General features: G+C 62.3%; 22 protein-coding genes and 1 pseudogene. 10 read left to right on the top strand and 13 right to left on the bottom strand.

Features of this window, described 5'->3' with window-relative positions; all coding sequences use genetic code 11:
• Position 1: 1 nt before the first annotated feature.
• From ACQY1P_RS16330 to ACQY1P_RS16320, 3 genes are read right to left on the bottom strand one after another with little or no spacing between them, the layout of a single operon-like run.
• Positions 2-2,929, bottom strand: a complete 2,928-nt coding sequence (locus tag ACQY1P_RS16330) for a DUF4159 domain-containing protein (protein ID WP_430254403.1) — start codon at positions 2,927-2,929, stop codon at positions 2-4.
• Complete coding sequence (locus ACQY1P_RS16325; RefSeq protein WP_430254401.1) at positions 2,926-3,861, bottom strand: DUF58 domain-containing protein; 936 nt, start codon at positions 3,859-3,861, stop codon at positions 2,926-2,928. Before ACQY1P_RS16325 ends, ACQY1P_RS16330 begins: the two co-directional genes overlap by 4 nt.
• Before the next feature lie 32 nt (positions 3,862-3,893).
• Positions 3,894-4,907 carry an AAA family ATPase gene (locus ACQY1P_RS16320; RefSeq protein ID WP_430254399.1) on the bottom strand — a complete coding sequence of 338 codons (1,014 nt, stop codon included), beginning with the start codon at positions 4,905-4,907 and terminating at the stop codon, positions 3,894-3,896.
• Between the two features lie 205 nt (positions 4,908-5,112).
• On the opposite strand from ACQY1P_RS16320, the gene ACQY1P_RS16315 reads away from it, so the two are divergent.
• The 3 genes from ACQY1P_RS16315 to ACQY1P_RS16305 are packed head-to-tail and all read left to right on the top strand — an operon-like array spanning position 5,113 to position 7,654.
• Positions 5,113-5,748, top strand: a complete 636-nt coding sequence (locus ACQY1P_RS16315; protein WP_430254397.1) for a DUF1285 domain-containing protein — start codon at positions 5,113-5,115, stop codon at positions 5,746-5,748.
• Entirely contained in the window at positions 5,745-6,380 is a 636-nt protein-coding gene (locus ACQY1P_RS16310) for a CoA pyrophosphatase (RefSeq protein ID WP_430254395.1), read from the top strand. The genes ACQY1P_RS16315 and ACQY1P_RS16310 overlap by 4 nt, the downstream gene beginning before the upstream one ends.
• Entirely contained in the window at positions 6,377-7,654 is a 1,278-nt protein-coding gene (locus ACQY1P_RS16305) for a CCA tRNA nucleotidyltransferase (RefSeq protein WP_430254393.1), read from the top strand. Before ACQY1P_RS16310 ends, ACQY1P_RS16305 begins: the two co-directional genes overlap by 4 nt.
• Positions 7,655-7,663: 9 nt before the next feature.
• Here the strand turns inward: ACQY1P_RS16305 and ACQY1P_RS16300 are convergent, their stop codons facing one another.
• Complete coding sequence (locus ACQY1P_RS16300; protein WP_092660339.1) at positions 7,664-7,921, bottom strand: hypothetical protein; 258 nt, start codon at positions 7,919-7,921, stop codon at positions 7,664-7,666.
• A gap of 141 nt (positions 7,922-8,062) precedes the next feature.
• Positions 8,063-8,974 carry an oxygen-dependent coproporphyrinogen oxidase gene (hemF, locus tag ACQY1P_RS16295; protein ID WP_062455712.1) on the bottom strand — a complete coding sequence of 304 codons (912 nt, stop codon included), beginning with the start codon at positions 8,972-8,974 and terminating at the stop codon, positions 8,063-8,065.
• A gap of 187 nt (positions 8,975-9,161) precedes the next feature.
• Here hemF and ACQY1P_RS16290 point away from each other — a divergent pair, with 187 nt between their 5' ends.
• Positions 9,162-9,419: a hypothetical protein gene (locus ACQY1P_RS16290; RefSeq protein ID WP_062455715.1), complete on the top strand. Its 258-nt coding sequence runs from the start codon at positions 9,162-9,164 to the stop codon at positions 9,417-9,419.
• Positions 9,420-9,428: 9 nt separating this feature from the next.
• On the opposite strand, the gene ACQY1P_RS16285 is transcribed toward ACQY1P_RS16290, so the two are convergent.
• The 4 genes and pseudogenes from ACQY1P_RS16285 to ACQY1P_RS16270 all read right to left on the bottom strand — a co-directional run bounded on the left by ACQY1P_RS16285 (position 9,429) and on the right by ACQY1P_RS16270 (position 12,258).
• Entirely contained in the window at positions 9,429-11,081 is a 1,653-nt protein-coding gene (locus ACQY1P_RS16285; protein WP_430254391.1) for a Na/Pi cotransporter family protein, read from the bottom strand.
• 148 nt (positions 11,082-11,229) lie between these two features.
• Positions 11,230-11,541, bottom strand: coding sequence for an addiction module antidote protein (locus ACQY1P_RS16280; RefSeq protein ID WP_430254389.1), 312 nt, complete (start codon positions 11,539-11,541; stop codon positions 11,230-11,232).
• Between the two features lie 4 nt (positions 11,542-11,545).
• A pseudogene (locus ACQY1P_RS16275) lies at positions 11,546-11,698 on the bottom strand (type II toxin-antitoxin system RelE/ParE family toxin); the annotation flags it as partial.
• Positions 11,699-11,793: 95 nt separating this feature from the next.
• A complete protein-coding gene (locus ACQY1P_RS16270) occupies positions 11,794-12,258 on the bottom strand; it encodes a tRNA (cytidine(34)-2'-O)-methyltransferase (protein WP_113110745.1) in 465 nt (154 codons plus the stop codon).
• Positions 12,259-12,595: 337 nt separating this feature from the next.
• On the opposite strand from ACQY1P_RS16270, the gene ACQY1P_RS16265 reads away from it, so the two are divergent.
• The 3 genes from ACQY1P_RS16265 (at position 12,596) to ACQY1P_RS16255 (ending at position 18,732) form a co-directional block, all read left to right on the top strand.
• A complete protein-coding gene (locus tag ACQY1P_RS16265) occupies positions 12,596-14,446 on the top strand; it encodes an ABC transporter ATP-binding protein (protein WP_062455728.1) in 1,851 nt (616 codons plus the stop codon).
• A 337-nt stretch (positions 14,447-14,783) separates the two neighbouring features.
• The gene (locus ACQY1P_RS16260; RefSeq protein ID WP_430254387.1) at positions 14,784-16,697 is read left to right on the top strand and encodes a HAMP domain-containing methyl-accepting chemotaxis protein; all 1,914 of its coding nucleotides are present in this window, start codon (positions 14,784-14,786) and stop codon (positions 16,695-16,697) included.
• Positions 16,698-16,851: 154 nt separating this feature from the next.
• Entirely contained in the window at positions 16,852-18,732 is a 1,881-nt protein-coding gene (locus ACQY1P_RS16255) for an ABC transporter ATP-binding protein (RefSeq protein WP_430254385.1), read from the top strand.
• Here the strand turns inward: ACQY1P_RS16255 and ACQY1P_RS16250 are convergent.
• Positions 18,719-19,657 (bottom strand): endonuclease/exonuclease/phosphatase family protein, encoded by a 939-nt coding sequence (locus tag ACQY1P_RS16250; protein WP_430254383.1) that lies wholly within the window; start codon positions 19,655-19,657, stop codon positions 18,719-18,721. The two genes, ACQY1P_RS16255 and ACQY1P_RS16250, sit on opposite strands and share 14 nt — an antisense overlap.
• 368 nt (positions 19,658-20,025) lie before the next feature.
• Here ACQY1P_RS16250 and petA point away from each other — a divergent pair, with 368 nt between their 5' ends.
• The 3 genes from petA to ACQY1P_RS16235 are packed head-to-tail and all read left to right on the top strand — an operon-like array spanning position 20,026 to position 22,841.
• Positions 20,026-20,616: a ubiquinol-cytochrome c reductase iron-sulfur subunit gene (gene petA / locus ACQY1P_RS16245; protein WP_062582935.1), complete on the top strand. Its 591-nt coding sequence runs from the start codon at positions 20,026-20,028 to the stop codon at positions 20,614-20,616.
• A 13-nt stretch (positions 20,617-20,629) separates the two neighbouring features.
• Positions 20,630-21,919, top strand: a complete 1,290-nt coding sequence (locus ACQY1P_RS16240; protein WP_062455743.1) for a cytochrome b — start codon at positions 20,630-20,632, stop codon at positions 21,917-21,919.
• 22 nt (positions 21,920-21,941) lie between these two features.
• Positions 21,942-22,841 carry a cytochrome c1 gene (locus ACQY1P_RS16235; protein ID WP_062455745.1) on the top strand — a complete coding sequence of 300 codons (900 nt, stop codon included), beginning with the start codon at positions 21,942-21,944 and terminating at the stop codon, positions 22,839-22,841.
• Between the two features lie 99 nt (positions 22,842-22,940).
• Here ACQY1P_RS16235 and ACQY1P_RS16230 read toward each other — a convergent pair whose 3' ends face one another.
• From ACQY1P_RS16230 to ACQY1P_RS16220, 3 genes are read right to left on the bottom strand one after another with little or no spacing between them, the layout of a single operon-like run.
• Complete coding sequence (locus tag ACQY1P_RS16230; protein ID WP_430254381.1) at positions 22,941-23,921, bottom strand: Csu type fimbrial protein; 981 nt, start codon at positions 23,919-23,921, stop codon at positions 22,941-22,943.
• The gene (locus tag ACQY1P_RS16225) at positions 23,902-26,355 is read right to left on the bottom strand and encodes a fimbria/pilus outer membrane usher protein (RefSeq protein ID WP_430254379.1); all 2,454 of its coding nucleotides are present in this window, start codon (positions 26,353-26,355) and stop codon (positions 23,902-23,904) included. Before ACQY1P_RS16225 ends, ACQY1P_RS16230 begins: the two co-directional genes overlap by 20 nt.
• A 12-nt stretch (positions 26,356-26,367) precedes the next feature.
• Entirely contained in the window at positions 26,368-26,796 is a 429-nt protein-coding gene (locus ACQY1P_RS16220; RefSeq protein ID WP_184653556.1) for a fimbrial biogenesis chaperone, read from the bottom strand.
• Positions 26,797-26,835 lie beyond the last annotated feature (39 nt).

The raw sequence follows: 26,835 nt of genomic DNA, 5'->3' as shown, positions 1-26,835 counted from the left end.
GTTACTGCCCCAGCCGTTCGAGGAGTGCGGGCACGTGGACCTGGTCGGCCTTGTAGTTGCCGGTCAGCATATACATCATGATGTTGACGCCGGCGCGGTAGGCGTATTCGCGCTGCATGTCATCAGGCGGTACGGTCGGGAGCATAGAATTGCCCTGTTGATCGACCGCCCAGGCGCCGGCAAAATCGTTGCCGGTGATCAGCAGCGGCGTCACGCCGTCGCCGCCAGAGGAGAGCTGCGAGGTGGAGTTGCGGGCATCCTGACGGGCTTCGACCCAGAGCGGACCGCCGCGATAGCGACCCGGAAAGTCCTTCAGGAGATAGAAGGTGCGGGTCAGAACATGGTTTTCCGGTGTCGGCTCGAGCGGCGGAATATCGATGCTGGCAAGAATTTCCTGCAGCCGCAGGCCGTTGGGGCTGGAGCTGCCATCGAGTGCTGAGACCTGGTCGCGGGTGTCGAACAGAACCGTGCCGCCGTTGCGCATATAGGCGTCAATGCGCGAGATCGAGGCCTGCGATGGCATCGGCGCTGTCGCGGAGACCGGCCAGTAGATGATCGGATAGAAGGAGAGGTCGTCCTTGGCGATGTCGAGGCCGACAGGGGCGCCGGGTTCGAGCGTCGTGCGGTAGCTCATGTACTGGGTGAGACCGTCGAGCCCGCGTTCGGAGATGCTGTCGACATCGCTTTCGCCGGTCTGGACGTAGGCAAGGTGGGTCGTGTCGAGGCGGTCGAGGATTTGGTCGTCGCCTGGCTTTACGCCTTCACCGGGCTGCATTTCGCGAAACGGCTGCGGCTGGGCCGATTGCGGTTGCGCCGCGGCAGGCGGTGGGGTGGGTGGCTGTTGGGCAAGTGACGGGCTCGGGTGCAGCAGCGCCAAAGCCAGCGCGAAGCCGAGGATCAGGGAGGCGGCTGTACCGGAGGCTCGGGTCGAGGTCGGCTTGGAACGCCCGGGGCGGCGGGAAAAGGCACCGTTCATGAAGAGCATTACCAGGCTATCGAGGACGAGGAGCGCGAAGGCGAGAGCAAACAGGGTCGGGCGCAGCGACACGGCCTCGCCGCCAGCCAGTTGCTCGCGCGCGACCTGCGTTCCGCCGACCGATGGATCGAAGGGGGCGAGAACGGTCGCGGGGGCAAGAAGATTGACGGCGGAGTAGCCGTCTTCGGTGCCGTAGAGGCCCGGAGGATGATCGAAGCTTGCGACGGGCCTTGCGTTGGCCGGGATGATGATCGGACGGGCAGCGCCGGTCTCGGTCGTCATCACGCCGTCGGCGGTCAGCAGACGGTAGGGCGGAAGGGCTGCGGCAGCACCTTCGGTTCCCGGCGCACCGGACGCGCTGCCACCGGCAGCACCGCCGACGCGGGCCATCTGCACCAGCCGGCGCAGCATCTCGACGAAATTGCCCGACAGCGGCAGGTTCGACCAAGTTGCCTCGGCGCTGGTGTGGAACAGCACGATACGGCCGGCTTCGACTTCCTTTTCTGTGACCAGCGGCGTGCCGTCGGCAAGGCTTGCCCAGGTGCGCTCGGCAAGATCCGGCGTCGGTTCGGCCAGAACCTGGCGGGTCACAGTGATATCCGCTGCGCGCGGCAGGCCGGCGAAGGGGCCGAAATTCGGGAAATCGGCCAGCGCCTGCGGCTCCGACCAGGACATGGCGCCGCCGAGCGCGCGTTCGCCCTGGCGCAAGGTGACCGGTACCAGCGGATCGTCGGCCGGTGCTGCGGCAAGGCGAGGTCCGGCGAAGCGGACGAGCGTGCCGCCGCGCGCGATCCATCGCTGCAGCGGCTGCGATATTTCGGGCGGCAGGCGGCCGACATCGGCCATGATGATCGCCGAGGGATTGTCCTCGAGGATCTGCGGGATCGACACCGAGAGATCGGCGGTGTTGGGCTGGATCACATCGGCATAGGGCTGCAAAGCTCGGCTGATATAGTAGAGCGGCTGCAGCAACGGCTGGAAATCGCTGCCGCTTTCGCCGGCAATCAGCGCCACGCGGCGGCGTCGGAAACCGTCGTCGAGAAGGTGAGCTGCACCAGCGGTAGCGATGCCTTCGACGGAGAGGCGGGCAAAATCGTTGCGCAGTTCGAACGGCGCGGAAATCTCCGTCGTTGCGGTGTTGGCGCCATCGGCAAATGCCAACGTGCCTGCGGCAAGCGAGCGACCCTGCGGATCAAGCGCGTTGACGGTGAACTGCTGGGTGCCAGCCGTGGACAGGCGGGTGGCGCTGACATTCATTGCGGCGGAATTGTTAGTGGCGCCTGTGATCGCGACGACCGATTGTCCATCGCCTTCGAGGACGCGCATGTCGCCTGCCGAAAGGCCTGCAAGAGCGGTCATCGTTTCGGCGTCGGTCGTGGCGGCGATGCCATCGGAGACGAGCGCCAGCGTGCCGGGGCGGGTGCCGTTGAGGGCTTCCCGGAGTGCTGTGACGGCGCGGGCGCGGTCGGGCACAAGCGGGCGCGGGCTTGCGGCGGCGAGCTTGTCGCGCGCTGCGGCGGCACTGCCGGGCGTTGCTTCCTGGTTCTGATCGGCGGTGAAGGCGATCGCGACCGGGAGGTCAGCGCTTTCGGCATCGTCGATCAGGAGATTGGCGGTCTCGACGCGGCGTTCCCAGTCGGTCGATGTCGCCCAGCCGTTGTCGATGACCAGCGCCAGCGGGCCGCCGGTGTTGAGCGAACTCGTGCGCGGGTTGATGACGGGATCGGCGATGGCCAGAATGATCGCTGCGGCCAGAGCCATGCGCAGAAGCGTCAGCCACCACGGGCTCTGGGACGGCGTTTCCTCGCGCTTCAGGACGCTTGCGAGAATGCGCAGGGGCGGGAAGACTTCCGACTTTGGTCTTGGCGGGGTCAGGCGCAGCAGCCACCAGATGGCGGGCAGGGCGATCAGGCCGAAGAGGATGGCGGGATAGGCGAAGGCGAGCGCGCTCATGACCTGTCCTCGATATTTCCGCTATCGATCCGTCTAGGCGCCGGCATGCCGGAGAGGTAGCCGTGGACGGCGACGAGCGCTTCGGAAGCGAGACGATCGGTGCGATGAAAAACGAAACTCCAGCCGAGACGGCGCAGGCCCTCGCCGAGCGCATCGCGGCGGGCGAGATAGGCGCGCTGATAGTCCTCGCGGATATTTTCGGCGCGGCCGGAGACGAGCTTTTCGCCGGTTTCGGGATCGGTGAATTCGGTGCGGCCAGTGTAGGGGAAGGTCTCTTCGGCCGGATCTGCGACCTCAATCACATGGCCGCGCAGGCCGCGGCGGCCGAGCGGGGTGATGCGGTTCATGACCTTGTCGGCGTCATCGAGGAAATCGCCGATCAGGACGATATCGCTCTGGCCGCGGATCATGCCCGTATCCGGCAGGCCGGTCGCCTGCGGCGCGTGCATGATGGCGGTCGCCAGTCGTTCGGCGGCGTTGCGGGCAGAGACCGGCTCCATGATACCGGGGCATCCGATCCGTTCGCCGGAGCGGGCCAGGATTTCGGCGAGCGCCAGCATGATGACCAGCGCGCGGCTTTCCTTTGATACCGATCCGAATGTCGATTTGTACATCATCGACGGCGACATGTCGGCCCAGAGCCAGATCGTGTGGGCGGCTTCCCATTCGCGGTCGCGGACATAGGTATGGTCGTCGCGGGCGGAACGGCGCCAGTCGATGCGCGACAGGCTTTCGCCTTCCGCATAGGGCCGGAACTGCCAGAAATTCTCGCCCATGCCGCGCTTGCGGCGGCCGTGCCAGCCGGCAATCACCGTGTTGGCGATGCGCTTGGCCTCGACCATGCAATCGGGTACCAGCATGGCGCGCTGCTGGGCGCGATGAAGCACATCGCTGCTGGCGGTTTGATCGACGATCTGGCCGATGGATGCCACGGAGGTTCCTTTCTAGCCTGAACCGGCGATCTTCAGCCGCGGGCCTGTTTGACCAGGCCGGCAATGACATCGCGCACCGACATGCCTTCGGCGCGGGCGGCAAATGTCAGCGCCATGCGGTGCTGCAGGACCGGTTCGGCAAGCGCGTGGATATCGTCGAGCGAAGGAGCGAGGCGGCCTTCGTAAAGCGCACGGGCGCGGGCCGTCAACATCAGCGACTGGCCGGCACGCGGGCCGGGACCCCAGGCGACATGCTTGTCGGTCGAAGCGTTGCCGTGGCCCGGTCGGGCAGAGCGGACGAGCGACAGGATCGCATCGACCACCTTGTCGGAGACAGGCATCTGACGGATCAGCGCCTGGATACCCTTCAGCCGCGTCGCGTCGATGACGCTACTTGCCTTGGCTTCGGCGCTGCCGGTCGTATCGAGCAGGATCTGGCGCTCGGCGGCGAGCTCCGGATAGAGGACGTCCACCTGCAGCAGGAAACGGTCGAGCTGCGCTTCGGGAAGCGGATAGGTGCCTTCCTGTTCCAGCGGGTTCTGGGTGGCAAGGACGTGGAAGGGTGCCGGCAGGTCATAGCGCTGGCCGGCGACGGTGATGTGATATTCCTGCATGGCCTGCAGCAGCGCCGACTGGGTGCGCGGCGAGGCGCGGTTGATTTCGTCGGCCATCAGCAGCTGTCCGAACACAGGTCCCTTGACGAAGCGAAAGGAGCGGCGGCCGGTCTCATCGGTATCCATCACTTCCGAGCCGAGGATGTCCGATGGCATCAGGTCGGGGGTGAACTGGATGCGGTTCGACTCCAGACCCAGGACGGTGCCGAGCGTCGAGACGAGTTTGGTCTTGGCGAGACCGGGAACACCGACCAGCAGCGCGTGGCCGCCGGAGAGGACCGCGAGCAGGGTGTTTTCGACGACACGTTCCTGGCCGAAGATGACCTTGGCGACTTCCTCGCGGATGGCGGCGATATCGGCAAGTGCCTTTTCGGCCGAGGCGATGATGGCTTTCTCGTCGAGGACTGTTTGCGTAGAATTCATCATGCCCATGTCGTTCACCATCACCCTTGATTGGTATCCAGATCCAGCAGGCTTCGCCGAACCTATCCGTCCGACCGTGAATCGCTGCGTCGCAGCAGTCACCTTAGACGTTGAAACTTATTCCGCCAAATAAGGCTGACAAGCACGCGATGAATGACTATCTCGTGAGAACATTCACCTTGGCTGATGCTTAAGGTCGAACCGGGACTGAAAAATGGCAGTAGAACCAATTAATACGGCGGCCGATGCCGCTGGTCTCGCGGCGATGATCGCCCATGCGTCGGAGCAGGCGAGTGGTGGCCCGCGGGGCGAAATGCCGGGCCTGCCGCCGGTCGAGCGGTGGAACCCGCCGTTCTGCGGCGATCTAGACATGGAAATCCGCGCCGACGGAACGTGGTTCTATCTGGGTACGCCGATTGGCCGTGCGCCGCTGGTCCGGCTGTTTTCGACCGTGCTGCGCAAGGACGAGGACGGCCGAACCTATCTCGTCACGCCTGTGGAAAAGGTCGCGATCCGGGTCGTCGATGCGCCGTTCGTGGCGGTGGAGATGCAAACGAGCCTCCGCGACGGCCAGCAGGTGCTGACGTTTCGAACCAATGTCGGCGATGTGGTGGAGGCGGGCAGCGACCATAAGATCCGCTTTGCGATCGCGGGCGAAGGGCAGGAGCTGAAGCCTTACCTGCATGTCCGCGGGCGGCTCGAGGCGCTGGTTTCGCGGGCGGTGATGTATGATCTGGTGGAGCTTGGCGAGACGATCGAGATCGATGGCGTCGCGATGTTCGCAGTCCGCTCCGGCGATGCGGTGTTTCCGGTGATGCCGGCCGCCGAGTTGGAATTGTTGTCCCGATGAGTGGTCTCGGTTTTTATTCCGCTGATGAGTTTCGCCGCCGTTCGCGGTCCCAGAAGGGCGGGCCGATCGAGGAAGCGTGGCGCGATCACGGCGATCATGTGCTTAACCCGGCCTGGGTGAACGCGACCATTCAATCCAAGCTGAAGGATGCCGCGGTGCTGGTGCCCGTCATCGACGATGCCGATGGCGCCAAGGTGATCCTGACGCAGCGGACGGTAAAGCTGCGCAAGCATTCCGGCCAGATCGCGTTTCCGGGTGGTGCGATCGATCCCGCAGACGGATCGCCTGAGGTGGCGGCGCTGCGCGAGGCGGAGGAGGAGATCGGTCTTGACCGACGCTTCGTCGAGCCGCTGGCCAGGCTTCCCGATTATTACGCGGCGACCGGATTTCGCATCACGCCGGTGTTGGCCGTTGTGAGCCGCGGTTTCGAGCTGACGCTCAATCCGGACGAGGTGGACGCGGCTTTCGAAGTGCCGCTGTCCTTTCTGATGGACGAGGCGAACCACCAGCGCGGCACCCGCGACTGGAATGGCGCGACCCGGCACTTCTACGTCATGCCCTATGAGGACCGGGAAATCTGGGGCATTACCGCCGGAATTTTACGTACGTTGTATGAAAGGCTTTACGCATGACCTCCATTGCTACCCCCTCGGTTGCCGGTGAGGCATGGTTCAACGATGCCGCTCTGCAGCGGCTTCTAGCGCTTCTGAACGCCGATGGCGGCGAGGCGCGGGTGGCGGGTGGCGCGGTGCGGAACGCGCTGATGGGGCTCGCCGTTGCCGACATCGATGTGGCGACGACGCTTCTGCCGCAGGATGTGGTGGAGCGGGCAGAAGCTGCCGGCATGAAGGCGGTGCCGACCGGCATCGAGCATGGGACGGTAACGCTGGTGATCGACGGCACGCCGTTCGAGGTGACGACGCTTCGCCGCGACATCGAGACGGACGGACGCCATGCCAAGGTTTCGTTCGGCACCGACTGGCAGGCCGATGCGGAACGGCGCGACCTCACCATCAATGCACTCTACGCGGATGCGTCGGGCGCTGTGGTCGATTTGGTCAAGGGATTGCAGGACATCGAGAGCCGGACGATCCGGTTTATCGGCGACGCTTCGCAGCGGATTGCCGAGGATCATCTGCGCATTCTCAGGTTCTTCCGGTTTTTCGCCTATTACGGATCCGGCCGGCCGGATGCCGACGGATTGCGGGCATCGGCACGCGCCAAGGACAGGCTTTCGACGCTGTCTGGCGAGCGGGTCTGGGGCGAGACTAAGAAACTGCTCGCCGCCCCCGATCCGTCTCGCGCACTTTTGTGGATGCGGCAGGCGGGTGTTCTGACGGAAATCCTGCCCGAAACGGAAAAGTGGGGCATCGACGGCATTCATCCGCTGGTCGCTGCGGAAGCAGCACTCGGCTGGGCGCCGGATCCGCTGCTGCGGCTTGCGGCGATCGTGCCGCCCGATGCGGAACGGCTGACGGCGATGGCAAAGCGGCTGCGGTTTTCGAATGCCGATGCGGCGAAGCTGGCCGTCTGGGCGTCCGCACCCGCCATTCCCGACGAGGTGACGGATGTCGGCTTCGATCGTCTGCTCTACCGAAATGGCGTGGCCGGCATGGTTGTACGCGTCAAGCTGGCGCTGTCGTCGGCCAGAGCAGCGGCCGAGGGCGATCCAATGGCGATGCGCAAGTCGGCAAGGCTGTCGGTTCTTCTGAAGCGGGCCGAGGGCTACGTCAAGCCGGTCTTTCCGATCGCGGGCGCCGACGTTCTCTCGGCAGGTGTGCCTGCCGGCAAGAGGGTCGGTGAGATCCTGAAGCAGATCGAGGACTTCTGGGTGGAGCGTAACTTCAACCCCGACCGGGCAGCGCTGGCCGCCCGGCTGGACGAGATCGTGAAACAGAGCTCCTGATCAATCCTCCTATTCGGAGATCGCCCAGGAGTGGAACACGGATGCCCGCTCCGCGGGAATCATCATGTGAGCGGCATTGGCCGCGCCGGATTCCGCCGACTTACCGGCAAGCTGCCGCTTCACTTGCTCGACACAGAAAGCGTGGGGCAGTTCGCCACCGCTTCTAGCTCGCATTTCGACGGCCAGACGCTCGACCAATTCGGGCGTCTTCATCAACTTCGAAACGGGGTATGGACTTGGTTTTGTCAGGCTGTTTGATGGGGTCATGGCTGTTCTCCCGTGCAACCAGACCGCACGCTAGCACCGAACACACCGATTCGAACATCGAATTTTTCGCAGATGACAACTACCAGTGGCCTTACAGTCATCAATTTCTTGAGAGCAGACTGCCCGGGCGTGCCAAAATGATCAGGGCCAGCGGACTGCCGGTGGCATTGAGGACAAGATCGATTCCACATTGCCGCCAGTCTTCAGGCCGAAAATGGTACCGCGGTCGTAGAGAAGGTTGAACTCCACGTAGCGGCCGCGACGGATCAGTTGCTCGTCGCGGTTCTCTTCGGTCCAGGGCCGGTTGAAATTGCCGCGGACGATTTTCGGGTAGAGGAGGTTGAAGGCGCGGCCGACATCCTGCGTGAAGGCGAAATCGGCATCCCAGCCGCCTTTTTCCGCATCCGAGTGGAGCCAGTCGAAAAAGATGCCGCCGACGCCGCGGGGCTCGTTGCGATGCTTCAGGAAGAAATAGTCTTCGCACCATGCCTTGTAGCGCGGGTAATCGGCGACGGCGTGGCGATTGCACGTGATTTCCATGACCCGGTGGAAAAGCTGGGTATCGGGGTCTTCCTGGCTGCGCCGGATGTCGAGGACCGGCGTCAGGTCGGCGCCGCCACCGAACCACTGGCTGGTGGTGACGACCATGCGGGTGTTCATGTGCACTGCCGGCACATTGGGATTGACCGGATGGGCGATGAGCGAAATGCCCGACGCCCAGAATGCGGGGTCTTCGTCGGCGCCGGGGATCTGCTTGCGGAATTCTTCGGAAAACTCGCCGTGGACGGTGGACGTGTGGACGCCGACCTTCTCGAAGACGCGGCCTTCCATCATCGACATCGTGCCGCCGCCGCCTTCGCCCTCGTTGCGAAGCCAGTTCTTCCGGGTAAAGCGGCCGGGCGGCTGATCGGAGAGCGGGCCGGTCAGCTCGTCTTCCAAAGCCTCGAAGGAAGCACAGATCGTGTCACGGAGGCTTTCGAACCAGGCTCGCGCGGCTGCCTTCTTCTCTTCGAGATTTTCGGGCAGTTCCTTGGGCAATGCCGGCCGTTCCATGGTCTTTTCCTTTTCCGCTATGCCTTTGATCTGATTCCGTATCCTCGCCGGCGGCACTTAGCATCTCAGACTTGCGCCGGCCATTCCCAAGCGCGTGAGGCCGCCCGTTTTAAGACAGGAAAACAGACTCGCAATGCGTGTGAGACCATATTATCTTGATGTCACCAGGTGCCGATAAGAGGGTTTGATGGCGAAATTCACACCCCCGCCACTCGACGGGCTGAAGCGCAGAATTCACCGCCACCGGCAGGAACAGGCCGGCGGACCGGGCAGTATGTTCGTGCGCGAGACATTTCTGATGACCCGCGAGGATGCCCGCGAAAAAGCGCGGCAATGGTTCGACGAATTTCCGAAGGCTGCCTACTGGACCGAAGTGGAAAGCTGGCGCCAGCTGGAGGGCGACCGCATCGAGTTCACCATGCGGAGACTTCCGACGGCGGACTAAGGAAGTCCCTCAGGCGCCGGGTTCGGCGAGGCGAAGGCGGCTTTCGATCAGTGCGCCGCTGTCATCGAGGATCGGATGCGCAACCGACACGATGTGCGCGTTGATGCGTTTGAGGTCACGCAGCATGTCGAGATGCAGCGAGCTGGTCTGCAGGCTTTCCAGTCGTCCGTCGCGCAACCGCTCCAGATGCTTTTCGGCGGACCGCTTTTCGAGCCGACGGACTTCCACCTTGATTTCCATCAACTGCCGCGCCAGCGCCAGATCGCCGGTCTGGAAGATCGTCTGGGCGGTTCTCAGGTTGTCGACGGTCAGGCTGAGCAGCACCTGCAATTCATCGAAGCCGTCGTCCGAGAACTTGAGGCCGTGCGCGATCTTCTTGCGAACCTGTTCGGCGATGCCCTTTTCGATGATGTCGCCGATATGTTCGAGGTTGATCGCGTAATCGATGATGGCGATGGAGCGGCGGGCGTTCTCCGCATCGAGACCGGTGCGGCCCAGTTCCGACAGGTAGAGCTTCACATCCTGATGAAGGTGATCGACCCGTGACTCGAGCCCGGCGATGTCTGCAAGTGGTGCGATATCGTTACGTTTGAAGGCATTTTCGGTGCGGATCAGCATGCGCTCGATGGTGTCGCCGACGCCGAGCACTTCGCGCGTCGCGTTGGCGAGCGCCATCACAGGGTTGTCGAGCGCGTCCTGATCGAGGAAGCGGGGGCCGTCGTCTCGCTGCGGATCATCAGGGACGAGGCGAGCTGCAAGGCGGGAGACTTGGGCTGAGAACGGGAATACGACCAGCGCCAGCAGGATATTGAAGGCGAGGTGTGCATCGACCGGGAGCTTTTCCGGCGACAGCGGCAAGGCTTGAACGGCATCGGCGACAGGGCCCGCGAGCGGCAACGCGATGGCGCAACCGATGCCGCGGGTGACAAGGTTGCCGAGCGTGATGCGTCTTGCGGCAGCCGGCGCAGAGAGAGTGGCGACGACGGGCGGAATGGCGCCACCGAGATTGGCACCAAGGATGAGCACGATTACCAGACCGGCGGAGACATTTCCGGTCGAGGCGAGCGAGAGGATCAGCACCACGACCGCCAGGCTGGACGACGAGATGAAAGCCAGAACCGCCGACAGGATCAGCGCCACCGGCCACGCGTCATCGAGCAGGCCGATAAAGGCCGCGAGCGCCGGCGACTGGCGCATCGGTTCGGTGGCGAGCCCAAGCAGATGCAGCGACAGCAGCATCAGGCCGACGCCTATCATGGCCGTGCCGCCGCCTTTGCGGGCTGGCGATGCACCGCGAAGCATGACCAGACCGATGAGGATGAGAAGCGGCGACAGCCACTCGATGCCGGTCGCGACCAGCCAGGCGGTAACGGCGGTGCCGACATTGGCGCCGAGGAGCACGATCTGCGCCATGCGTGGACGCACCATGCCGCGTTCGGCAAACGAGGCGAGCGTCAGTGCGGTCGCGGTCGAACTTTGCAAGGCGATCGTGGCGACAAGGCCGGAGACGAAGGAGCGCAGGGTGCTGCTGGTGCCGCGGGCTAGACCCGTCTTGAGGCGTGTCCCGAAGGCGCGGGTGACGCCATCCTTGACCTGCGCAAGGCCAAACAGAAGCAGGGCCACGGCGCCGAAAAGATTGATGATCACGATGGTGGATTGCATATCGGATTGTCTTCGCCCGGGGACGGTTCCTATCGAATGAAGTGCGATAATGAATTGCCGGCTAACGAATATAGGCCGATTACGCCGATGTGCAAATCACTGTTCGCGACAGTTTTTTACGCGTTTTGGCGCGGGGTCGGAGCGCGGATCAGGCGGCGTCTTCGATGGCTTGCTCTTTCACCATGACCGGCATGAGTTTGAGACCCAAAGCCTTCATCACCTTCAGGATGGTGGTAAATTCCGGGTTGCCTTCGCCACTCAAGGCCTTGTAGAGCGCCGCGCGGCTCATGCCTGTCTTGCGGGCAAGCTTGCTCATGTTGCGGGCCTTGGCAACCGTGCCAAGGCATTTCGCAATGAAGGCCGGATCGCCTTCCTCGAAGGCTGCGACCATGAATTCGAGACAGTCTTCCTCAGAGTTCAGGTGTTCGGAAATATCGAATGGACGAGTCTCCAGAGGCATCGAACTATCCTTTCCAAAACGCAGCCAATTTTCTGGCCTCAGCGATGTCTCTCGCCTGACTATCCTTGTCGCCCCCACGCAGCAGGAGCAAAATGGTGCGATCGCGCCGCACGAAATACACGCGGTAGCCTGGGCCGTGGTGAATTCGCATCTCGCTTGAATTTTGTACATAATATGTACTCTATGGAGTGCAGTCGTGCAACATCATAGAGTAAACTCAGGCGTGTAAAAGACGCCAAATGCGCGTGCCGTTTATGCGGTGAAACCCGTCTGCCGCAGCGCTTCTCCTGATATCATTGCGGCCGACATGGCGACGTTGATGGAGCGCTGTCCTTCGCGCATCGGGATCAGTATGCGGGCATCCGCCGTTTCGTGGACGAGGTCCGGAACGCCGGCGCTCTCGCGGCCGAACAGCAGGATGTCGCCGGGCTGAAACTGGAAGTCCACGTAGGGTTGGGCGGCCTTTGTGGAGGCGAGGACCAGCCGCCGGTTTTCGGATCTCCGCCAGTCGTCGAACTGCTGCCAGTTAACGTGGCGGGTGAGTTCGACGTTTGCCAGGTAATCCATGCCTGAGCGTTTCAGGTTGCGATCCGAAATATCGAAGCCGGCCGGTTCGATGATATCGACGCCGAGGCCGAGGCAGGCGGCGAGGCGAAGGATCGTGCCGGTATTGCCGGGAATGTCAGGCTGGTAGAGGGCGATGCGCAGGTTGGTCATGGTTTTCCTTAAGCCGAGCCGGCCTGTGAGCTCAAGCGTTTGAGGGCGGTTTCGATCGGATTGCTGCGGATTTGGGACTTTTCAAAATGGCAATCAACGGGTAAAAGGGCATCGATCTTTAACGCCAGCCTATGGAGGCCTACATGGATATGACCGTGCTTATGCGCCTCCGCCCCCCGGTATTTGTCCGACAGGCTTAGGCGTCCGCGGTTTCACGCAGTCTTTTCACCTTTGTATTTTGCACGGCCGATATCCGGCAGCGCTCACCACATAACTGACCGGTTCGCCGTCGGCGCGTTTGCGTTGCTTGAAGCGGGTCCGATTGACGGAGCTATCAATGTTTTCCTGGTTTGAACGGCGGGTTCACCCTTATCCCGAGGAGACCCCAGGCCTGCCGCCTGCCGGCCTGATCGCCTTCCTCTGGCACTATACCAAGCCTGTCTGGCCCTGGGTGCTGATCATGTCGGTCTGCACGATGTTCATCGCGCTCGGCGAAGTGATGCTGTTCCAGTTTCTGGGCAATATCGTCGACTGGCTGACGCATGCGGAGCGTTCGACGTTCCTTCAGAACGAGGGAATGACGCTGGTTGCCATGGCACTGATGGTGCTGGTCGGGCTGCCGCTTGTCGCCGGCCTCAATTCTCTCATCATGCACCAGATCCTGATGGGCAATTTTCCGATGATCGCCCGCTGGCAGATGCACCGGTTCCTGCTCAACCACTCGATGACATTCTTTGCCAACGAGTTTGCGGGTCGCGTCTCGACCAAGGTCATGCAGACGTCGCTGGCGATCCGCGAAGTGGTGATGAAGGTGCTCGACGTCTTCGTCTATGTGGCAACCTACTTCATCTCGATGGTGGCGGTGGTTGCGGTCGCGGATATCCGTCTGGCGGTGCCGCTGGTTGTCTGGATCGCCTTTTATTCGGCGACGGTTGCCTACTACGTGCCGAAGCTCCGGAAGATTTCGGCGGCGCAGGCGGATGCGCGCTCGATGATGACCGGGCGTGTCGTCGACAGCTACACCAACATCGCGACGGTGAAGCTGTTTTCGCATTCCGGCCGTGAGGAAGACTACGCCAAGGATGCGATGGACGTGTTCCTGAAGACCGTGCATGGGCAGATGCGCAAGGTGACCGCGTTCCAGGTGCTGGTCTATTTCTACAACTGTGCAGCCCTGTTTGCGGTCGCGACGCTGTCGATCTGGTTCTGGCTGGACAGCGCGATCTCGATCGGCGCCATTGCCATCGCGATCGGCCTTGCAATGCGCATCAACGGCATGTCGCAGTGGATCATGTGGGAAGTCTCGGCGCTGTTTGAGAATATCGGCACGGTCTATGACGGCATGTCGATGATGACCAAGCCGCATGACGTCACCGATGTCGAGGATGCGTCGAAGCTTTCGGCGGCGAAAGGCCATATCGTCTACGACGACGTGCGCTTCCATTACGGCAAGGCAGCGGGCGTCATCGACGGGCTGACGCTGGATATCAAGGCCGGCGAGAAGGTTGGTCTGGTCGGGCGCTCCGGGGCCGGCAAGACGACTCTGATGAACCTGCTCCTGCGGTTCTACGATCTGGAAAGCGGGCGGATCACCATCGACGGGCAGGACATTGCCGGTGTGACGCAGGACAGTTTGCGGTCCTTGGTCGGCGTGGTGACACAGGACACATCGCTGCTGCATCGCTCGATCCGCGACAATATCGCCTATGGCCGGCCGGACGCGACCGATGCCGAGATCATCGAGGCGACCAAGCGGGCCAATGCCTGGGACTTCGTGGAAAGCCTTGTCGATCTTCAGGGGCGCAAGGGGCTCGACGCGCATGTGGGCGAACGGGGCGTAAAGCTTTCGGGTGGCCAGCGTCAGCGGATCGCGATCGCCCGCGTGTTCCTGAAAGATGCGCCGATCCTGGTGCTGGACGAGGCGACCTCGGCGCTGGATTCGGAAGTCGAAGCGGCAATCCAGGAAAACCTGTTTGCCCTGATGCAGGGCAAGACGGTCATCGCCATCGCGCATCGGCTGTCGACACTCACGGAGATGGACCGGGTGATCGTGCTCGACCGGGGCGCCATCGTCGAGACCGGCACGCATCGCGAACTGGCGGATCAGGGCGGCATCTATGCGGACCTCTGGAACCGTCAGTCCGGCGGCTTCATCGGGCATGAGGACGAGGGCCAGGCTGCCGAGTAAACCGTTGACGGAAGAGGCTCACGGTCGCCGGGGAAACCGGCGGCCGACAACGGTCGTCACGCGTCCGATGGGCGCTGGACGCTTCCGATCGGCGGGAGGGCGCGACGCCAACGATTCATAACTTGTTGCGCATGTTCCGAGCCACCCCGGGATGGTCGCTCACGCTCTCGGCGGCTCCCTAGGGAAAGACGCCGCGGCCAGCGAAACATTCAACAATGTCAGGTATTTGCGACGACGCTAATATTTTTTTATGGCCGAGACGCAGTAAGTTTTTCTTTATATAAAGCTGTCAAGTCTCGAGGGATTAAACTCCCTCTCATTTCGGCTCCGGTCCCAGATGTTCAGCAAGATAAAGATCAAGTTTCTTCTGCCCGCTCTCTTCGGCATCACCGTTCTTCTGGTGATCCTTCAGGGCGCACTCGCCATGCGCTCCGTCAACCAGCTCGATGCTCAGACGTCCAATATCAGCCGTCGCATGGAACGCTCGGTGATGACCTCCAATATGGACAGGATCCTGTCCGATATCCGGCGTCTTTATTTGATGGCGCTTTCGGCCAGCAATGCCGCTGACCAGAAGCAGTGGCTCGATCAGATCCGCGCCAAGACGCAAGAGCGTGCCGAGGCTTTCAAGACATTCGCCGACACGGCCAGCCTCGATGTGACCAAGGACAAGATCGAAAAGCTCGAGGCGATCGTTGCCGATTACGACAAGCTGGGAGCTCAGTTCGTCAGCCTGCTGGGGGCCTCGCGCGTCTATGAGGCCAAGGCCGTCATCGCGCAGATGGTGCCCAAAGGCGGCGAGGCCGGCGATGTGATGCTGGACATGATCAACGACAACCGGCTGCACAGCCTCGAATACGGCAAGGTCGCCGATAGCGCCGCACGGTTTGCAGCGATCTCGACGATTGTCGTCGTCGTCTTCGCAACACTTCTCGCGCTTGCTGCAGGGCTTTTGTCCTACTTCCGCGTTGCGCGCCCGATTGCCGACATTACCGGTTCGATGAACACACTTGCCTCCGGTAATGCGCAGGTTGCGATCCCTTACGCGGGGCGGAAGGATGAAATCGGCGAGATGGCAGCAGCCGTCTCCGTGTTCCGCAACAACGCCCTGGAGCGCGAGCGCCTGGAGCGGGAAACCGAGGCCAACCGTTCGATGAGCGAGAGCGAGCGGATTGCTCGCGAGGAGCAGAAGGCGCATGAGGCGGCCGAGGTTTCGTTTGCCGTCGATAGTCTTGCCAACGGTCTGAACTCCCTCTCGCACGGCGATATGACCTTCCGCATCGGACAGCCGTTCGCCGGACAGCTCGATCAGCTGCGCGTCAACTTTAACGCCTCGATGGACAATCTGCAGACTGTCCTTCGGTCGGTCGGCGACAATGCCCGGATGATCGATGCCGGTGCCAACGAGATCCGCTCTGCCGCAGACGATCTGTCGAAGCGTACCGAGCAGCAGGCGGCATCGGTCGAAGAGACCGCTGCGGCGCTCGAGGAGGTAACGACGGCCGTCAAGGATTCGGCAGCCCGTGCCGGAGAAGCCGGCAAGCTCGTCGAGCACACCCGCGACGGTGCCGAAAAGTCCGGCGATATCGTTCGCCAGGCCGTCGTTGCGATGGAAGCGATCGAAAAGTCGTCCGGCGAGATCGGCAACATCATCGGCGTGATCGACGATATTGCGTTCCAGACCAATCTTCTGGCACTGAACGCCGGTGTCGAGGCAGCCAGGGCCGGCGAGGCAGGCAAAGGCTTTGCGGTCGTTGCCCAGGAAGTCCGCGAACTTGCCCAGCGGTCCGCGAAAGCGGCGCGCGAGATCAAGGTTCTGATCGGTGCTTCGGGCGAAAAGGTGCGTGACGGCGTTGCGCTGGTCGGCCAGACAGGGGCTGCCTTGCAATCGATCGTGACCGAAGTGCAGCAGATTAACACCAACGTCGCCTCGATCGTCGTGTCTTCGCGTGAGCAGTCGACGGGTCTGTCGGAGATCAGCACCTCGGTCAATCATATGGACCAGGGCACCCAGCAGAACGCGGCGATGGTAGAGCAGACGACGGCTGCCAGCCACAGCCTTGCCGCGCAGGCTGCATCGCTGATCGAGCTTCTGGCACAGTTCAAGCTGGAAGAGGGACGCAGTGCCGTCCGCTCGGCCACGCCTGCATCGCGACCGGCACAGTCACCTGTGCGCGCAATGGGCAACCGGATTGCCTCGGCATTCGGCGGCGGCCAGGCTGTAGCCAAGCAGGAATGGTCGGAGTTCTGATCCTCAGCCAAAATGATGAGTTCTGGAAACGGCTGCTTCGGCGGCCGTTTTCGTTTTGAAGCCCGCCTTATGAAAAGCGGGCGATTGCGGAATTATCCGGCGACAGCCGCATCCCAGCCTTTGCCCCTTTCGAAATCCGCCTATATCCTGCGGCATGATCATTCGCCTCTTCCGCGCCTTCGAAAATTATGTTCAGCCGTTTGCGCGCAAGGACGATCTGCGTCCGCCCGAAGACGTGTTCGCCTTTATCTGGTTCTACATCTCGCAGGCCAAGGCGCCGTTCTTCGGGATGCTTATTCTCGGCGGACTGACGGCGGCGATCGAGGCGGCGCTGTTCTGGTTCGTCGGGCGGCTCGTGGATATCCTGTCGACGATCAAGCCGGGTGACGGCTGGACGGTGCTACTCGACCAGCATGGCGGCGAACTGTTGGGCATGCTTGTGCTGATCGGTGTCGTGCGCTTCCTGGTGACGATGTCGACCGCGCTGATCGACCAGCAGATCATTACGCCCGGGTTCTACAACCTGATGCGCTGGCAGTCCTACATGCATGTTGCGCGCCAATCGCTGTCGTTTTTCCAGAACGACTTTTCCGGCCGGATCGTCACCAAGGTCTGGTCGGGCGGGCAGGCGGCGGGCGATCTCGTGACCTCGCTGATGGAAAGCGTCTGGTTCGTCACGATCTATTCCGTCTCCATGCTGGTCCTGGTCGGCGGGCTCGACTTGCGGCTCGGCGTACTGGTTTGCGTCTGGGTGCTGGTGTTCGGATTTCTGGCCCGTTATTTCGTGCCGCGCATTCGGTACCACTCGCGCGAGACGGCGGAGGCTGCCTCCATGCTCAACGGCCGCATGGTCGACGCCTACAGCAATATCCAGACGCTGAAACTGTTCGGGCGCGACGAGGCCAATGACCGCTACATGCGGCAGGGCTTTGAGACCTATCAGACCACGCTCATCCACTTTACCCGTTTCATCACCGGCGTCCGGGCGTCGATGGCGCTTCTGTCGGGCATCATGATCAGCAGCATGGCGGCGCTGTCGATCCATCTGTGGCTGTCCGGGCTGATCAGTTCCGGCGCGGTCGCCTTTACCTTGGCGCTGGTGCTGCGGCTCAATTTCCTGCTTGGCCGTCTGATGACCCAGTTCAACGGCATCATGCGCAATTTCGGCACCGTCCAGAATGCGGCCGAGCTGATCTCAAAGCCGATCGGGCTCGTGGACGTGCCCGGCGCGACGGAGCTTAAGGTGGAGCAGCCGGAGATTCGGTTTGAAAATATCCGGTTTCACTACGGCAAGGGCGAGGGCGTGATCGACAACCTGTCGCTCTCCATCCGGGCGGGAGAGAAGATCGGGATCGTTGGACGATCGGGGGCGGGCAAGTCGACGCTCGTCAACCTGCTGCTGCGCTTCTACGATCTGGAGGGCGGGCGCATCCTCATCGACGGGCAGGACATTGCGACGGTGAGCCAGGAGTCGCTGCGTGCCAATCTCGGCATGGTGACGCAGGACACGTCGCTGCTGCATCGCTCGCTTCGCGACAACATCCTGTTCGGGAGACCCGATGCGACCGACGCACAGCTTCTCGATGCGGCCAAGAAGGCCGAGGCAGACGGGTTTATCCAGACGCTGACCGACCAGCGCGGCCGCCGCGGGTTCGATGCGCATGTGGGCGAGCGCGGCGTGAAACTGTCGGGCGGACAGCGACAGCGGGTGGCGATTGCCCGGGTGATGCTGAAGGACGCGCCGATCCTGGTGCTGGACGAGGCAACATCGGCGCTCGATTCGGCAGTGGAAGCCGCGATCCAGTCCAATCTGGAGCGGCTGATGCAGGGCAAGACCGTGCTCGCGATCGCGCACCGGCTTTCGACGATCGCGACGCTCGACCGGTTGATCGTGATGGACAAGGGCGCCATCATCGAGCAGGGCACCCATCACGAGCTGATTGCGGCGGGCGGTCTCTACGCGGATCTCTGGTCGCGCCAGTCTGGCGGGTTCCTGGGGATCGAAGACGAAGGCGACGTGGTCAAGGTCCGGTAATCGCGATGTCGGCGATCAGCCCGGCGTGGTTGGAGCCGTAGGTGTTCGGCATGCGGGTGAGCGACTTCATCTTGAGCGGGGCACGCACATAGACGTGGTCGATCGCCAGACCCAGCATCCGCGCCCGGACTGGCCAGGTGGGCGGCTCGAAGGCGGCGGTCTTCAGCCCCGTCGAGTTCAAAAACATCCGCATGTTGGGCGGCAGGCTTGAGGCGTTGAAATCGCCTGACAGAACCAGCGGGCCATCGGTGGCAGTGATGGCGAGCGCTGCATTCATGAGTTCCATGGTGTGGAAGTTGTCGAAATACGGCTTCGTCGTATGGATGCCGACGACATGAACCTTGCGCCCGGAAACCGTGACCTCGCCCATGATAAAGCGATTGTCGAAGATATTGCTCAGGCTTCGAACCGAAGCGTTTTCGATCGGGGTTTTTGAAAACATCATCTGGTCGCACTCTTCCATGAGCACGCCGCAACCGACGCGGTAGGGATAGACCGTGGCGATCTGCGTCAGATGTTCGTAAAGCGATTCGCCTTCCATGATGTTCACCACATCGGCGCCCGATGACAGGATGGCGCGGGTGATGCCCTCGGCATTTTCGTAGTTTTCGGAGAGGATGTTGAAGGACATCAGCCGGAAGGTCGGTGCGCTCTGATCGGCAGGCGTGACCTCCGCCGCAATTTCGCGCGCCATCCACAGAGGGTGCGCGGTCAAAAGCAGCGCGACCAGAAGCAGGGCATAGCTTGCGAGGTTGCGGTGGATGAGAAGCGCGACCGCCATGGCGACGACGCAGGTCGCGGCCGCATGAAATTGCAGGCTTTGGAGCGTTGCGAGGATCCAGTGAGGCCGCAGATAGCGTGTCAAGATCGCGAGAAGGACCAGCGACACGATGACGCAGATGGCGACCGATAACGTCTTTCTCATTCAGGATTTCCGAGCCGGCTGCCATGAAGCTTTCTGCCGCCTAGCATGCCGTTCCGCCACTGGCAACGCAACAGGCCCGGCCGAGGGCAAGGAAGGGCAGGCGATCTGGGGTTGTGGCCGCTTCGCCACGCCCGCGCGTCCCGGGGTGGGGCAGTTCGATCCAATGCGGCGCATATCCGGCAATACAGGGGGACGGTCCGCATCCTGGCCAGAATGTGGCGGGCAGGCACTTGCCAAGTTGGGACTTTATCTGCGATCAAGCACATGAGGCGCTATTTGCTGGGATTCCCAAGGCATGAGTGTGTCGGGGGAGCCGCGCGGAGGAGCGATGCGGATTTATCCGCTGGAGCGTGAGAGGATGACTGACCGTGAGCGAGCACGATACGCATAGTGCACGCGTGGAGCCCCATTCGGGTGAACCCACGCGGCGCGATTTCCTATATTTGACTACCGGCATGGCTGGCGCCGTGGGCGTCGCGGCCGTTGCCTGGCCGTTCATCGACCAGATGCGGCCTGATGCATCGACGCTTGCGCTCGCATCGATCGAAGTGAATGTCGCAGCTCTTGAGCCGGGTATGTCGCTCACCGTCAAATGGCGGGGCAAGCCGGTGTTCATCCGCAACCGGACGCCGAAGGAACTCGAAGAGGCCAATAAGGTTGAGCTTGCCGCGCTCAAGGATCCGGTGGCACGCAATGCCAACCTGCCGGCCGATGCGGAAGCATCGGGCGTCGATCGTTCTGCCGGCGCCGGCAAGGAAAACTGGATCGTGATGATCGGCTCCTGCACCCATCTGGGTTGCGTGCCGCTTGGTCAGTCCGGGGACTTCGGCGGGTGGTTCTGTCCGTGTCATGGGTCCCACTACGATACGGCAGGCCGTATCCGTAAGGGACCTGCTCCGCAAAACCTGGCCATCCCGACGTTCGCATTTGCGTCGGATACCGTGATCCGGATCGGGTGAGGGGAGCATTCTCATGAGCGATCATTCGTCCTACCAGCCATCCACCGGCATTGAAAAATGGGTCGACCAGCGGCTGCCGCTGCCGCGTCTGATCCATGACAGTTTCATCTCGTTTCCGGTGCCGAGAAACCTCAACTACGCCTATACGTTCGGCGCCATGCTTGCGGTCATGCTGATCGTACAGATCCTGACCGGCGTCGTGCTGGCCATGCATTACACCGCATCGACGGTCGACGCATTCGACTCGGTCGAGAAGATCATGCGCGACGTCAACCATGGTTGGCTGCTGCGCTACATGCACGCCAACGGCGCGTCGTTCTTCTTTATCGCCGTCTACCTGCATATCGGACGCGGTCTCTACTACGGTTCCTACAAGGCGCCGCGCGAGATCCTCTGGATCCTCGGCGTCGTCATCTATCTCCTGATGATGGCGACCGGCTTCATGGGCTACGTTCTGCCCTGGGGACAGATGTCGTTCTGGGGTGCCACCGTCATCACCGGCTTCTTCTCGGCCTTCCCGCTGGTGGGTGAATGGATACAGCAGTTCCTGCTCGGCGGCTTTGCCGTCGACCAGCCGACGCTCAACCGCTTCTTCTCGCTGCATTACCTGCTGCCGTTCATGATAACGGGCGTCGTCATCCTGCACATCTGGGCACTGCATGTGACCGGCCAGACCAACCCGACCGGAGTCGAGATCAAGACGAAGACGGATACGGTGCCGTTCACGCCTTATGCGACGCTCAAGGATGCGCTCGGCGTTTCGGTGTTCCTGATCGTCTACGCCTGGTTCATCTTCTACATGCCGAACTATCTCGGCCATCCTGATAACTACATCCCGGCCGATGCATTGAAGACCCCGGCACATATCGTGCCCGAATGGTACTACCTGCCATTCTACGCGATGCTGCGCGCGATCACCTTCAACTTCCTGTTTATCGACTCGAAGCTCGGCGGCGTGCTGGTGATGTTCGGTGCGATCATCATCCTGTTCTTCGTGCCATGGCTCGATACGTCGAAGGTGCGCTCGGCCGTGTACCGGCCCTGGTACAAGACGTTCTACTGGATCTTCGTCGTCAACGCGATCCTGCTCGGCTGGCTCGGATCACAGCCGGCGGAAGGCATTTTCGTCGTGCTGTCGCAGATCGGGACGGCCTACTATTTCGGCTTCTTCCTCGTGATCATGCCGCTGCTCGGCCTGTTCGAGACACCACGCCGCATTCCGAATTCGATCACGGAAGCGGTGCTGGAGAAACAGGGCAGAACAGCCAATGCCGGCGTCGCGGCCGCTCAGGCAAATGCCTGAGCGCAGGCGGGAGGAGACATACATGAAGAAGATCACACTCGGCCTCGCTTCGCTCACACTGGCACTTGGCCTCACCATGGGATCGTTGAGCGCGCAGGAAAAGCATGACGTCGGCGCCGGCACAGCCGGTGGCGGCGGCGGTGACCATGCGGAAGGCGGCACGCCGCATTATCCGCTGCGTCATCCGGAACCTGTGGACTGGACCTTTGCCGGTCCCTTCGGCCACTACGACAAGGGCCAGCTGCAGCGCGGCCTCAAGGTCTATACGGAAGTCTGTTCCGCCTGCCATTCGATGCGTCTCGTGTCGTTCCGCACGCTCGAGGATCTCGGCTATTCGGACGGTCAGGTGAAGGCGCTTGCGGCCAATTACGAGGTGCAGGACGGTCCAAACGACGACGGCGAGATGTTTACCCGCAAGGCGGTACCATCGGACCACTTTCCGTCGCCCTATCCGAACGCCCAGGCGGCGGCGGCGGCCAACAACGGTGCTGCACCGCCGGATATGTCGTTGCTTGCCAAGGCGCGCGGCATCACCCGCGGCTTCCCGCAGTTCGTGTTCGACATCTTTACCCAGTACCAGGAAGGCGGCCCGGACTATATCCACGCGCTGCTGACCGGCTACCAGGATCCGCCTCCGGGCGTGGAAGTCGCACCGGGGACGCACTACAATCCGTACTTTGCCAATGCCTCAGCGCTCGCCATGGCCCCGCCGATCAGCAATGATCAGGTGAGCTATGACGACGGTACGCCGCAGACGGTGGATCAGTATTCGAAGGACGTCGCCGCGTTCCTGATGTTCACTGCCGAGCCGCATCTGGAAGAGCGCAAGCGCACCGGTTTCATGGTGATGATCTTCCTGGTGATCTTTACCGGGCTGATCTATCTGACCAAGAAATCGGTCTATGCCCGCAAGCCGCACTGAGCTTCAAAGTTTTGACCAAAAAGGCGGCTTCGGCCGCCTTTTTTCATGTCTTGCGATTAGCCGATCAGAGGTCCGGGCAGCCCCGTCCTTCGGCAGAGGTCAAAAATAGGTAACGGTGACGATCACCGTGTCGGTGTAGTTGCCGGCGGCAGCCGGTTGCGGAGCGACGCGGCCAAAGACAGGTATCGACTGCACGGCGCCGGCCCCTGTGCCGGAGACCAGTGCGCTACCTGTCGCACCCCAGGGTCGAGAATGGGCCTGATCGGCGTAAAGGCCGTAAGCGATCGTGTTGGTACCGGAGCGCATCAACCGTTGTTCCGGGTTGGTGGCCGCAGCCAGGCCGCCATCCATGGCGATGCTATAGGTCGAGTTCGGCGTGCAGGTGACGTCGACCCCACCGCTCGCAGTCACTTCGGAATCGATCAGGCCGTGAAGACCGAAATCAAGGTTTGAAACGGCGATCAGGCAGTTTGCCGCAACGGTTGCCTGGACGGTAAAACTTGCCTGCGCCAGTGTCGCCGAGGTCGGTGCCGCGCAGTCGAGGGTAGTTCCCTCTTCGTAGTAGAACCGCACCTCGCCGGCGGTGAAGGAGGAGAGGTAGGTGCCGGTGGCAGCGCTCGTCTGGCCGGCAGACAGCCCGCCGTAAAGCGTCACGGTGCCACTCGCCTCGCCATCAGATGCGGCGATGCGGATCGTCCGTGGCTGGCCGAGTGTCGTATCGTCATACGAACCCCAGCGGGTCGCGCGGCTGGCGTCGGCGTAAAGCTGGTAGCCGAGCTCGTTCGTGCCCGATCGCATGGTGCGGGTTCCGCCGGATGTGCCACCGCTGCCGCTGCCGAGATTGCCGCAGAGCGTGACCGCTGTTGCGTTGGCGCTGACGCCGCTGCAACTGATCGAAACCTGCGCCGTCGTATCGGCGGACACGCCCGAGAGCGTATCGACATTGCCGAAGTTGGCGGAATCGATGTCGACGGTACAGCTTGCGGCCGCGGCGTCGCCGGCGCCGGCTCCATAGAGGAGCAGGCCGATCCCGGCCTGGAGAAGAAGCGTTCTGAGGCGCTTAAGGCTGGCATATCGCATCGGTAATACTCACCTGTTTGCCCCGCTGGGGCTTGTATTGGAAGGTTGCCACGCAGGTGGTCTCATCCGGCAGCGTCAGGGTGAGGCGGTTGCTGGCTTTCAGATTTTCCACGAGCGTCTGGCCGTCATAGCCGACGACGAAAGGTTCCGATCCGGTCTTCGTCGTGCCGCTGGCGCCAACTGCGATGGGTTTTCCGTCCGGTCCGGAGAAGGTTACCAGTGCGGCGTTCGCATCGACGTCGACCTCGAAGTTGACGACGATCCCCGATCGGTCGGCCGGCACCACGACGGTGCGGGTGGTGTTGACGACGGCATCGAGCGGCAGATCCTCGGGGTCGATCGCAATGTGATTCTCCTGATAGGAGCGCAGGTTCGGAAGGAGCAGCTTGCCGCCGCTGTTCGTGCGGCCGGCTGGTCTGTTCTCATGCTGGACCTCGACGCCGGGGGCGCCCGCATCGACGATGGCGAACGCGTCGTTGATGCGGTTGGACGCGAAGACGCCGCCTCCGGCCGCGACCAGAGCTCCATCAACGGTCACACTGGCCCTTGTCTTGCTGCCGCGTTGGTCGACGCGCGCCGCCACTTTTGCCGCCGAAGCGCGGTAGCTGACGGCTGCCGAGTTGATCGCGTTTTCCGACTGCGTCCGGCCAACGCTCCAGCCGTAGTCGCCGATCTGCTGACCCAGCGTGCGGCTGACCGTCTGCGTCACGCTGGTTTCGTCTGACTGCGATGCTACCGATGTGGTGGCCGAGATCCGCTTGCCGATCGGGACGAAGAGGCTCGCATAGATTCCGACAGTGCCGTCGGTCAGGCTCTTGATCGCGGACACGGAAAACGTGCTGTCATTGAACACCGGGCGGCTGTAGGAAAGGCCGAGGATACGCTGCCGGTCACCTTCTGCGGTCTCGGCATTGGTAAAGCTGAAGTTCAGGTTCGATCGGTCGAAAGGCATTGGGACCGACAGGGATACCTGGTCGAGCGCCTTGGGCGGCGCCGCTGATCCGAGCAAGATCCCGTCGGTGGAGCTGCGCTTGTCGGCTGTGACCGAGGCAATGTCCTGAAAACTGCCGAAGCTGCGCTGCATGCGGGCTCTGAGGTGAAAGCCCCGCATCTGTCTCTCCCAGGTCATGCCAACCTGCTCGCCTATTGCACCATCGTGATAGCTGCCAGCGCCAGAGAGCGAGATGACGCCACTCCAAGGCGCGGCGAACACGGCGCCGACGCCGCCATGGACGAGATCCGCGCCGCCCTCGGCATGGCCTTCCATCGTCAGCCAGTTGGTCACGCCGGTGCGCAGGGTCGCCGATCCGTAAGGGCGTGAATCGTAGTCATTCGAGTCGATCCCGTAGCCGTGTCGCGCAAAGCCCAGCTCGGCGGAGAAATCGTAAAGCCCGCGGGCGAGCATCTGACTGGACGCGATGAAGCTGCTTTCGGTCGACACCTGCTGCCCTTGAGCGTCGGTGACGACAACCCGGGCATTGCCGCTTCCGTCGACGAAGGGCAGGTTGGTGATGTCGAACGGACCTGCGCCGACCGAACTGGAAAAGCGCTTGGCATCATTGAGATAGACATCGACGGTGGAAGGCACGGCAGCGCTTGCCGACAGTTCCGGCACGGGAAAGGTGACCAGGTCGGATCGCAGGGAGAAGCTGCGTTGCACCTGCAGGCCTCCTAGACGGGTCGGGCGCGTCCAGTTCAGGCCGCCGGTGATGACGTCACCGGCGCTGTAGGTGATCATCGAGTCCTGGTCCGAATAGCGCCAGGTCGTGTCCAGGCGCGTCGAGCCGTAGTAGGTATCGTCAGAGGTGCTGGCGATAAATGTATTGCTGAGGACGCCCAGCGGGCTGAAATACAGGGCTTCGAAAGCGCCGCTCACGCCGGTGAAGCCGAACCGCGAATCCTTTTCGGAATTGTCGGAAGACGCGACGATATTGTAGTTGAGGAGTGCACCGGACGAGGATTGCGCCTTCAGTCTCGGTCTCTTCGGCGCACCGCCGCGCCGCGCCTTGGCGTCGATGATTTTTGGCGCGCGTTCGCCGTTCGATGCGGTAAAATCGATCGTTTGCTGCAGATCGTCGTAGACGAAGGTGACTGATGGTAGCTGATCGATCGTCACGCGGCCATCGGCGCCGATTGCCGTCTTGGCGGGCTTGATGCCGATATTGCGCAGCTGCTCGATATCGATCGAGAGGGATCCGTCCGGTGCCTGCCGGAAGGCGGCAACGAGATTGGTCTTTACGCCGTTGATCGATACGTACAGATAGAGGTCGCTCGGCCCGCCCGTATCGGTGGCCGCAGGGACGTCAAAAGGATCGGCGTCGGCCGCCAGATCGGCATCCGGAGACGTATCCCCGGATGCCGCATGACCTGCAGTCGGCAGGACGAGGACGGCGAGGCACAAGCGCGCCAGGAGCAGGGCTGTCTGACGCGCCATGCGACCGACCCCCTAGTCGGTAAACCGAACGGGGATCGAATGCCGGATCATGACGCTGACCTGACCGGGGGTCTTTCGCCCGGCCTCGGGCAGCTGATCGATCAGAAGCCGGTAGGACTCTGTTCCGACAATCGGCTTCTTGCTGACACGGACAACTCTGATCGAGTTCTCAGTACCAGGCTTCAGCGTGGTGACCGGGGGGCTGGCAACCACGTCCGTGGTGGGATCCAGGCGATCCTTGCCATTGACCTTCGTCCAGCGAAAAACCCGCACCTGCACCTTGACCGGCCGCAACCCGTCTTCCCACACCCGAACCGTTCCCGTGGGGGAAGAGGCTTTCAGATCCAAATTGATCGGAGAAACCCGCAGTGCAGCTGCTCCGGCACCGCCGGCTATCAGGCACGCGAATAGGCTCGCTGCCATGAAGCGCATGGAGATCATCTTGTCATCCTTATTTTAGGTTAGCGACACGCCGCGCCG

This window comes from Neorhizobium sp. DAR64872/K0K18 (assembly GCF_050500175.1).
GTDB classification, from domain to species: Bacteria; Pseudomonadota; Alphaproteobacteria; order Rhizobiales; family Rhizobiaceae; genus Neorhizobium; species Neorhizobium soli.
Note: the sequence above shows the minus strand (reverse complement) of the source record. Positions and strands in the feature narration are given on the sequence as shown.

Bases quoted from the DNA above. Each gene is read 5' to 3' on its own strand.
- ACQY1P_RS16330 (WP_430254403.1), bottom strand. From the start codon at position 2,929: ATGAGCGCGCTCGCCTTCGCCTATCCCGCCATCCTCTTCGGCCTGATC.
- ACQY1P_RS16320 (WP_430254399.1), bottom strand. From the start codon at position 4,907: ATGGGCATGATGAATTCTACGCAAACAGTCCTCGACGAGAAAGCCATC.
- ACQY1P_RS16315 (WP_430254397.1), top strand. From the start codon at position 5,113: ATGGCAGTAGAACCAATTAATACGGCGGCCGATGCCGCTGGTCTCGCG.
- ACQY1P_RS16310 (WP_430254395.1), top strand. From the start codon at position 5,745: ATGAGTGGTCTCGGTTTTTATTCCGCTGATGAGTTTCGCCGCCGTTCG.
- ACQY1P_RS16305 (WP_430254393.1), top strand. From the start codon at position 6,377: ATGACCTCCATTGCTACCCCCTCGGTTGCCGGTGAGGCATGGTTCAAC.
- ACQY1P_RS16300 (WP_092660339.1), bottom strand. From the start codon at position 7,921: ATGACCCCATCAAACAGCCTGACAAAACCAAGTCCATACCCCGTTTCG.
- hemF (WP_062455712.1), bottom strand. From the start codon at position 8,974: ATGGAACGGCCGGCATTGCCCAAGGAACTGCCCGAAAATCTCGAAGAG.
- ACQY1P_RS16290 (WP_062455715.1), top strand. From the start codon at position 9,162: ATGGCGAAATTCACACCCCCGCCACTCGACGGGCTGAAGCGCAGAATT.
- ACQY1P_RS16285 (WP_430254391.1), bottom strand. From the start codon at position 11,081: ATGCAATCCACCATCGTGATCATCAATCTTTTCGGCGCCGTGGCCCTG.
- ACQY1P_RS16280 (WP_430254389.1), bottom strand. From the start codon at position 11,541: ATGCCTCTGGAGACTCGTCCATTCGATATTTCCGAACACCTGAACTCT.
- ACQY1P_RS16270 (WP_113110745.1), bottom strand. From the start codon at position 12,258: ATGACCAACCTGCGCATCGCCCTCTACCAGCCTGACATTCCCGGCAAT.
- ACQY1P_RS16265 (WP_062455728.1), top strand. From the start codon at position 12,596: ATGTTTTCCTGGTTTGAACGGCGGGTTCACCCTTATCCCGAGGAGACC.
- ACQY1P_RS16260 (WP_430254387.1), top strand. From the start codon at position 14,784: ATGTTCAGCAAGATAAAGATCAAGTTTCTTCTGCCCGCTCTCTTCGGC.
- ACQY1P_RS16255 (WP_430254385.1), top strand. From the start codon at position 16,852: ATGATCATTCGCCTCTTCCGCGCCTTCGAAAATTATGTTCAGCCGTTT.
- ACQY1P_RS16250 (WP_430254383.1), bottom strand. From the start codon at position 19,657: ATGAGAAAGACGTTATCGGTCGCCATCTGCGTCATCGTGTCGCTGGTC.
- ACQY1P_RS16240 (WP_062455743.1), top strand. From the start codon at position 20,630: ATGAGCGATCATTCGTCCTACCAGCCATCCACCGGCATTGAAAAATGG.
- ACQY1P_RS16235 (WP_062455745.1), top strand. From the start codon at position 21,942: ATGAAGAAGATCACACTCGGCCTCGCTTCGCTCACACTGGCACTTGGC.
- ACQY1P_RS16230 (WP_430254381.1), bottom strand. From the start codon at position 23,921: ATGCGATATGCCAGCCTTAAGCGCCTCAGAACGCTTCTTCTCCAGGCC.
- ACQY1P_RS16225 (WP_430254379.1), bottom strand. From the start codon at position 26,355: ATGGCGCGTCAGACAGCCCTGCTCCTGGCGCGCTTGTGCCTCGCCGTC.
- ACQY1P_RS16220 (WP_184653556.1), bottom strand. From the start codon at position 26,796: ATGATCTCCATGCGCTTCATGGCAGCGAGCCTATTCGCGTGCCTGATA.